General features: G+C 46.1%; 1 protein-coding gene. It reads right to left on the bottom strand.

Features of this window, described 5'->3' with window-relative positions; all coding sequences use genetic code 11:
• The coding region (locus ACFFSY_RS35100) for an IS3 family transposase (RefSeq protein WP_377503247.1) at nucleotides 1-560 on the bottom strand (560 nt) is incomplete at both ends.

The raw sequence follows: 560 nt of genomic DNA, 5'->3' as shown, positions 1-560 counted from the left end.
GATTCCTGTACTGCACAGGAGTCATCTTTTTTAATCCCCACTGGTATCTGTAATGGTTGTAATAGTTGATGTAGCGGTTAACTTCACGTTCTAATTCAGTGAAGGTTTTGCAGTTCCGGCTCTTTACATGGTCTTTCATATGACCGTAGAAAGACTCCTGAGGCGCATTATCCCAGCAGTTGCCTCGTCTGGACATGGATTGCCCCAGCCCTTTATCTTTTAGCAGCTTTTGGTACGTAGGGCTTGTGTAGTGACCGCCTTGATCAGAGTGAATGAAAGCTTCCTGATGTAATTTCAGCCGCCTCTGCTTCATCAATATTTCTACCGTATCTGTTGCAAGATGGAGATGGAGAGAAGTGGATAAATTCTGGGCCAGGATCTCGCCTGTGGAAGCGTCCAGAATGGTCGACAAATAGGCCGTCTGGGAGCTGCCATACGGAAGATACGTAATATCTGTTAACAGCGCAAGTCCTGGAATACCTTTCTTAAACTCTCTTTGTAGCGTATTCTCAAGCGTACGATGTTCCTGTGTGGCTTTAGCCATACGTCGGTAGGGGTTA

This window comes from Paenibacillus aurantiacus, assembly GCF_042431225.1.
In the GTDB taxonomy this organism is placed as follows: Bacteria; Bacillota; Bacilli; order Paenibacillales; family Paenibacillaceae; genus Paenibacillus_Z; species Paenibacillus_Z aurantiacus.
This window is presented reverse-complemented; position numbering and strand designations above follow the sequence as displayed.